5 protein-coding genes are annotated in these 5873 nt (G+C 69.6%); 1 reads left to right on the top strand and 4 read right to left on the bottom strand.

Annotated elements, in window-relative coordinates; translation table 11 throughout:
* Positions 1-95 precede the first annotated feature (95 nt).
* From ACGFU7_RS47405 to ACGFU7_RS47420, 4 genes are all read right to left on the bottom strand, one after another.
* Positions 96-935 carry an SDR family NAD(P)-dependent oxidoreductase gene (locus tag ACGFU7_RS47405; RefSeq protein ID WP_393704955.1) on the bottom strand — a complete coding sequence of 280 codons (840 nt, stop codon included), beginning with the start codon at positions 933-935 and terminating at the stop codon, positions 96-98.
* Positions 936-1093: 158 nt separating this feature from the next.
* Positions 1094-1939, bottom strand: a complete 846-nt coding sequence (locus ACGFU7_RS47410; protein WP_393704957.1) for an amidohydrolase family protein — start codon at positions 1937-1939, stop codon at positions 1094-1096.
* Positions 1936-3123: a mandelate racemase/muconate lactonizing enzyme family protein gene (locus ACGFU7_RS47415; protein WP_393704959.1), complete on the bottom strand. Its 1188-nt coding sequence runs from the start codon at positions 3121-3123 to the stop codon at positions 1936-1938. The genes ACGFU7_RS47410 and ACGFU7_RS47415 overlap by 4 nt, the downstream gene beginning before the upstream one ends.
* Positions 3123-4493: an aspartate aminotransferase family protein gene (locus ACGFU7_RS47420; protein ID WP_393704961.1), complete on the bottom strand. Its 1371-nt coding sequence runs from the start codon at positions 4491-4493 to the stop codon at positions 3123-3125. Before ACGFU7_RS47420 ends, ACGFU7_RS47415 begins: the two co-directional genes overlap by 1 nt.
* Before the next feature lie 291 nt (positions 4494-4784).
* On the opposite strand from ACGFU7_RS47420, the gene ACGFU7_RS47425 reads away from it, so the two are divergent.
* A complete protein-coding gene (locus ACGFU7_RS47425; protein WP_393704963.1) occupies positions 4785-5642 on the top strand; it encodes an IclR family transcriptional regulator in 858 nt (285 codons plus the stop codon).
* Positions 5643-5873: the final 231 nt, after the last annotated feature.

Consider the following 5873-nt stretch of genomic DNA (forward strand, 5'->3'; position numbering starts at 1 on the left):
ACGAGGCTGGGAACGATGCATGGGCGGACATGGCGGAGGTACTCCTCGCGGTGTCGATGCGTGCTCGATGAGGACCGACTGCCGGTCGGTCGCGGTCAGATCGTGTTGCGGTACGGCGGCATGAAACGCATGCGCGGCATCTGGTCGGCGAGGACTCCCCCGTCGACGACGATGCGCGCCCCGGTGAGGTACGCCCCGGCGTCCGAGGCGAGCAGCAGCAGTGCGCCCACGCATTCGTCGGGCTGTGCGTACCTGCCGAGGGGGATCCGCTCGCGGTACGCGGATTCGAAGGCCTCCCGGTCGAAGGGGAATTCGCCGTCGATGGGGGTCTCGACCATGCCGGGGGCAAGGGTGTTGGCGGTGATGCCGTGCGGGGCGAGTTCGACCGCCAGGGTCTCGGTGAGCAGCTGCGCGGCGGCCTTGGAGGCGTTGTAGTGGGCCAGGCCCGCCTCCGCCACCAGGGCGTTCTTCGACGTGATGGTGATGATGCGGCCGGCGACGGAGTCCGCCGTCATGTGTTCGGCGATGCGCTGGCTGAGGAAGAAGACGGCGTCGACGTTGACCCGCATGATGTGCGACCAGCTTGCGGGGGTGATCTCGTTGAAGCGTTCCAGCGCCGCCGTTCCCGCGTTGTTGACCAGGATGTGCAGCGGTCCGTTCTCGGCGCGTACGGCATCGACGAAACCGTGCAGCGCGTCGATGTCCGCGAGGTCCTGTCCATGGGTGCGGACCCGGCGGCCGAGCGCCTCGACGGCCGCCGCGGTCTGAGCGATGCCCGCGGCACCGGGCAGGTCGACGAGGACCAGATCGGCGCCCGCCTCGGCGAGCCCGACGGCGAAGGACCGGCCGAGGCCCCGGGCGGCTCCGGTCACGACCGCGGTGCGGCCGGTCAGGTCGAAGCGGTCACTGCCGCGGGGCGGGACGGCTGCGGTCATGGCGGGGGTTCCTCCAGGCGGAGAGATACGGAGAAGGGTGGGCCGCCGCGCAGGGACACAGGGTGGGAGCGCGGCGGCCCGGCTGCCGGTGCGGCGCCCGAGCACATGGGGGGGGTGACCCGTGCGCCGTACCGGCAGGTCTGTGGGGAACGGCCCGGTCAGCCGTTCAGGCCCAGCAGGTCGAGCGACGGACGGTGGATGATCTCCTCCACCGCGTCCGCGTCCAGCGGTGGCAGTCCGGGGATGCCTGGGATGCGGGCGATCTCCCGCAGCCCCTTCACCGAGTCGTCGACCGTCGTGAACGGGTAGTCGCTGCCGAACATCAGCTTGTCGAAGACCCCGTAGTCCTGGACCAGCCGGAGGCTGTGCCAGAGCTGGAAGGGCCGGTAGTGCAGGGCGCTGATGTCCGCGTACACATGCGGGTGCTTGCGGATGACCGCGATGCACTCGCCCTCGAAGGGGTGGCCGAGGTGGGCGAGGACCATCCGCAGTTCGGGGTGACGGATGGCGACGGCGTCCAGGTGGCGGGGCATGGCCCATTCCAGCGGGGCGTTCGACACGAATGTGGTGCCGGTGTGGACCAGGAGCGGCAGGCCGTGCCGTTCGGCGTAGCCGTACAGCTCGTCGTACTCCTCGGCGGCCGGGTCGAAGCCCGCGTACATCGGCATCAGTTTGATGCCGCGCAGGCCCAGTTCCTGGTGGCCGTAGCGGAGTTCTTCCTGCCAGCCGGGCTGGGTGGGGTCGAGGGAGAGGTAGCCGATCAGCCGGTCGGGGTGCTGTCCGGCGTACGAGGCGACGGCGTCGTCGTCGACCCAGAGCCCGCTGCGCCGCGCCTTGCCGCCGACGACGATCGTGCGGGTGCCCTCGGGCGCGGTGGCGGCGTACTCCTCCCACTTCACCGTGAGGTCGACCTCGCCCGCGTGGGCGCGGGCGGAGTCGGATTTGAACGGGTCGGTGAAGTCGTGGCTGTGCCGGAAGAGATGTGAGTGGACGTCGACGATCATGTCCGGTTCCGCTTCTCCCAGCCGTCCGCGAACATGTTCCAGAAGCGGTGGCTGGGCGGGTGTTCCTCGAAGACCTCGTCGACGAGCTCTACACCGAGTCCCGGGGCGGTCGGCAGGCCGATGTGGCCGTCGACGATCGGGAGGGTGCCCTTGAGGGCGTCGAAGACATGGTCCTCAAGGAGTCCGTCGAAGGTTTCGAGGATCTTCAGGTTGGGGATTCCGAGCGCCGCGTGCACCGAGACGGTGGTGCAGAGCGGCGAGTTGGAGTTGTGCGGGGCCACGAGCATGCCGTGGGTATCGGCAATCGCGGCGAGCTTCCTGACCTCGGTGAAGCCGCCGGCCATCGAGAGGTCGGGCTGGATGATGTCGACCGCGTTGGTGGCGAAGAGCTGCTTGTACTCGTAGCGGTTGTGGAAGTGCTCGCCGCCGGAGATCGGGAACGCCGCGCGCCGGCGCAGTTCCGCGTACCGCTCGATGTGGGTCCAGGGCATCGGCTCCTCGAACCAGCCGATGTCGAACGGTTCCAGCTCCCGCACGAGGCGGGCGGCGGTCGGCATGGCGAACCGGGCGTGGCCCTCGATGAACAGGTCGACGTCCGGCCCGATGGCCTCACGGACAGCGGCCACGAGACCGATGGAGCGGCGCAGTTCGGCACGCTCCAGCTCGTGCAGCCCCGGGCCGAACGGGTCGAACTTGAGGGCGGTGAAGCCCTTCGCCACGGTCTCCTTCGCCTTGGCGGCGAAGGTCTCGGGCTCGCGTTCGCCGGTGTACCAGCCGTTGGCGTACACGCGTACGTCGTCCCGGCAGGCGCCACCGGTCAGCCGGTACACGGGGACGCCGAGCGCCTTGCCCATCAGGTCGTGCATCGCCTGGTCGAGGCCGGACAGGGCGATGCCGCCCATGTCGCCGCCGCGCAGGAAGTCGCCCTGGTAGACGCGCAGCCACAGCTCTTCGATGTCGAAGGGGTCGGCGCCGATGAGATGGCGCTGCGCGAGGGCCTCGGTGAGGGCACAGACCTCGCTGACCCGGTAGGGGTGGGTGATCTCGCCGATGCCGGACAGGCCCTCGTCGGTGTGGACCCGGACATAGCCGAAGTCGCGCCAGGAGGTGCCGAGCATCAGGGTCTCGACCCGGGTGATCCGTCCGGCGGGGCCTGCGGGGCGGGTGCGGTTGACGGTGAGCATCAGCGGGTCGCCCCGCCCATGGTGGAGGTGTTCTCCAGATCGCGGGCGCCGCCGTCGGCGAGGACGGCCTCGACCGCGGCCTCGGTGCCCTCGATGAGCCGGTCCACGTCGGCGTCGGTGTGGGCGTAGCTGATGTGGCTGCGCTTGAGGTTGAGCGGCAGCTCGAACAGGCCGTGGTCGAGGAGCTTTCGGCGGTAGCCGACGAAGAGCGAGGCGTCGTTGTTCAGCAGATCCGCGTAGGTACGGGGGGACTTGCCCGGCATGAAGTAGCTGACGAAGACGGAGCCGTAGCCGGTGACGACGGCGGGGACGCCGAGGCGCTCGTACAGTCCGGTCAGTTCGCTGCGGACACGGTCGCCGAGCCGGAAGACGTGCTCGTGGACCGGCTCCTCACGCAGCTTGCGCAGGGTGGCGAGGGCGGCGGCGACGACGGACGGGTGGCCGTTGTACGTACCGGCGAAGAAGGCGGGGGCGCCGGGGTGGGTGGAGAAGAGGTCCATCAGGTCGGCGCGGCCGCCGATCGCGCCGACGGGGGCGCCGTTGGCGATGGCCTTGCCGAGGGTGGTGAGGTCGGGGGTGATGCCGGAGATCTTCTGCCAGCCGCCGATGTCGTGCCGGAAGCCGGTGATGACCTCGTCGAAGATCAGGACGCTGCCGGCCCTGGTGGTCTCCTCGCGCAGCGTGGTGAGGAACTCCTGGTACGGCAGGAGCGCGCCGACGTTGTGCGGGACGGGTTCGACGATGACGGCGGCGATGTCGGAGCCGTGCTCGGCGAAGGTGCGGCGGACGGCCTCGCTGTCGTTGAACGGCAGGACGAGGGTGGCTTCGAGGACCTCGGGCAGGATGCCGGTCGAGATGGGGTCGTGGCCGCCGACCATCGAAGGGGCGGAGATGACATTGAGGCTGACCGCGTCGTGCCAGCCGTGGTAGCAGCCCTGGAACTTGACGACCAGGCGGCGCCCGGTGGCGGCGCGGGAGACGCGCAGCGCGTGGAACGTGGCCTCACTGCCGGTGCTGGTGAGCAGCACCTTCTCGATCGACGGGATCAGCTCGGTGAGCTGTTCGGCGAGGAGGACCTCTCCCTCGGTGACGCCGACGCCCATGTGGCCGAGGGTGGCGCCGGCCTCGGCGGTGGCACGGGCCACGTCGGGGTCGTTGTGACCGAGCAGCGGGGGGCCGAACGCCGAGTGGAAGTCGGTGTACTCGCGTCCGTCGGCGGTACGGAACCGTGCGCCGTCGGTCCCGGTGACGACCAGGTCGGTCAGTCCGGGAACGCTGCGCTGACCGCTGTTCACGCCGCCGGGTACGACCTTGCGGGCGCGCTCGGCGAGTCGGGCTCCGGATTCGTTGCCCACCGGGCCTGAACTCATATCGCTTGCTCCTTGCGTCGAGAGTCGTCGGTTTTCACAGGCCCTGCCCGGCCTGTGAGTCCCTGGCGCCATCCGCCCGGCAGTCGCCGCAGGAAGAGGGGGATCCGTGGTGCTTGGGTGGTGCGTCTCGCTTTTTCTGAACACTGTTCTGTAGAGCAGAACAGTGCCTGGATATTACGTGCGGCGCCCGGGCCGGTCAACCCCTTTCCGGACAACGGAAGGCTCGTTCCCAGGCTTTCTTCACGGAGAAAGCGCCACTCGACCTCCCTGGAGGCACTAAGCTGTTCTGCTATGACGAACAGTGCTGCCCCAGAAGAACCGAAGTACTGGGTCAAGAGCGTGGCCAGGGCAGCGGACATCCTCGAAGCGCTCGCCGCCCCCGCACAGGGGAACGGCCTGAGCGTCACGGAGGTCGGCCAGGCCTGCTCCATCTCCAAGAGCGCCGCCTTCGGCATGCTCCAGACCCTGCGCGCCTACGGCCTCGTCTCGGACGACGGCGAGGGCATGAACCGCCGCTACCGGCTCGGCATGAGCCTGGCCCGGCTCGGTGACCGGGCCCGCTCCCAGGTGTCCCTGCGCGGGGTCGCCCACCCCGTCCTGCGCGAGCTCACCCGGACCACCGGCATGGCGTCCAGGCTCGCCGTGCCCGAGGACGGCCATGCGGTCGTCGTGGACCAGGTCGAGCTCGACCAGCGCGTCCGGCTCGACCTGCGGATGGGCCAGCGCGAGCTGCCGCACTGCACGGGCCTGGGCAAGGCGCTGCTCTCCGCCATGCCGCAGAGCGAGGCCGCCGCGGTCGTCGAGCGGTTCGGGCTGCCCCGGCGCACGTCCCGCACGATCACCGACCCGGCCACCTTCCTGTCGCATCTGCGCGACATCGCCCGGGTCGGGTACGCCCTGGACGACGAGGAGGACGCCGAGGGCATCATCTGCATCGGCGCGCCGGTCTTCGACGACCGTTCGGTGTGCGCCGGAGCCATCTCCATCACCGGCCTCAAGCTCGGTCTGCCGGCCTGGCGCTACCAGGAGCTGGGCGGCCAGGTACGGGACGCGGCCCGGCGGATCAGCGTCTCGTTGGGCTGGGTCGACGACGCGCAGGACGACGCGTCCGACCCCGACACGTCGCATTCCGACGAATTCGGGTCTTGACCAATCGGCGCAACCCGCCGTAGGTTCCCTGCCAACCGCGGTGACGCTCACACGTCACCGCCGATTTACCCCTTCCGGTCCGCTTCCGACGCCTGCCCATCGCGTCGTGAACACCAGACGGCCGGACCCTTTTTCAGCCATCCGCCTCATGGCAGTCCACCGCAGGAACGCTCCCTCATTTTCGGCACTTCTCGGAAGGCGAAGTCCGCATGAGCGTTCCGCACCAACACA

This window comes from Streptomyces sp. NPDC048473 (assembly GCF_043200155.1).
Classification (GTDB): domain Bacteria; phylum Actinomycetota; class Actinomycetes; order Streptomycetales; family Streptomycetaceae; genus Streptomyces.